2 protein-coding genes are annotated in these 1,554 nt (G+C 57.7%); both read right to left on the reverse strand.

The window, feature by feature from the left end; genetic code table 11:
- Positions 1–664 (reverse strand): DUF1365 domain-containing protein (locus WBB85_RS08720; protein WP_432638232.1); only part of this gene is annotated, 664 nt, incomplete at its 3' end.
- On the reverse strand, positions 661–1,554 hold an 894-nt coding region (locus tag WBB85_RS08725), incomplete at its 5' end, for an NAD(P)/FAD-dependent oxidoreductase (protein ID WP_432638233.1). The genes WBB85_RS08720 and WBB85_RS08725, both read right to left, overlap by 4 nt.

Below are 1,554 nucleotides of genomic sequence, written 5' to 3' on the forward strand. Positions count from 1 at the left end.
CGCCGACGGAGGAAAGTGGACTGGTGAGGGCGAGTTTCATCAGATTGGCCGTTGTTGCTTCCTGTATACGCGCCTTGATGTTCGCCAGATGTGAGCGCTCGCCATCTTTTATATTTTCGATCACCACATCCAGGGTTGAGCTGGGTTCACGCAGCGTGAACCGGTAGTCGCCACTGACATCGAAGAAGGGAGAGACGTGAAAAGCCTTCGGCGCCGCGTGCACCGATCGTGCGCTTTCGATCGCTGCGACATAGCAATGTCGTTCGCCGAACGTGTTGCGCACTTCATAAATCACACCGGTGAGGTTTCCGTCCTGCGCATAGCCATACCAAAGGGAGATTGGCGCGAACTTGTAGAATAAATGGCGCGCGAACGTCACAAGCCGGATAGTCCCGCCCTTAAGGTCCACGCCGGCGGTTGCAAACAGTCCATCTGCCCACCGTCGCAGGCTGATCGACCGATCGAGCGCGCCATGATCGGTTTCCCGAAACGAAAATAGTCCGGGCTTGTTCACGCGAAACAGCCAGGACAAGCGGCCAGCTTCCGCAAGCCGGTCTATGTCCAGATCGATCAGTGCAATCTCGTAGCTGAACGCTCTTTCGAAGGGGACAAATCGCTTGTGATGCGTCCGACCCTTCCAGAGCCTCAGCGGGGGTTGTGTCACGCAGTTACCTCGGCCTTCAGATCCGGTCCGGAAGTGTTGCGCCGCGGCGTGACGATGTCCACGCCTTTCGCCTCCCAGGGCACAAATCCACCAAGCGATAATGCTGGCGAGAGTCCAGATTTGAGCCCATCCTCATGGAAACCCCGACCCATCCAGGCGCCGGCGAACCACAATCCGTCCTGTCCCTGAATCCGCTTGATCGAACGGACCGCCGCTTCGGCCGCCGCATCGAATTGTGGATGATCGAAGCTGTATTCATGGAAGGTGAGTTCCGGGGCAGGGGCGCGTTCGGGGTTCAGCGTTATAAACACGGGCCGCGTCGGATCAATGTTCTGCAGACGGTTCATCCAATAGGTCAGGCAGATATCGCCATTCGATTGCTTGAGCACGTTCCAACTCGCCCATGCTGCTTTTCGCGCGGGCATCAGCGACGGGTCGCGGTGCAGATAGATCGTGTTCGGACGATACCGTACGGAGCGAAGGTAAAAGGCTGGTGTTTCGTAATCCCGTTCAACCAGTTTCAAGGCTTGATCCGAATGGCAGGCAAAAATGACGTGATCAAATATTTCCGCTCTGCCGGAGCCGGAGACGACGGCGACCTTTTCGCCGAAAGGAGACACCCGGGATACCGACGCCTTGAGGCGAACCCGTTCGCCGAGCGCCTCTCCCACCTTGCGGACATAGTTCTGGCTGCCCCCCGTGATCGTGCGCCATCTGGGGCGCTCCTTGTGCATCAGGCGATGATTGTCAAAGAACTGGAAAAAACTCAAAGCCGGGTAATCGAGCATCCGGTCTTCCGCCGTTGACCAGATTGCAGCGCCCATCGGCAGGATGTAGTTCGTGCGGAAATCCTCATCGAACCCATGCCGGTCAAGCCATGCGCCCAGGGT

The organism is Albidovulum sp. (assembly GCF_049646345.1).
GTDB lineage: Bacteria > Pseudomonadota > Alphaproteobacteria > Rhodobacterales > Rhodobacteraceae > Albidovulum.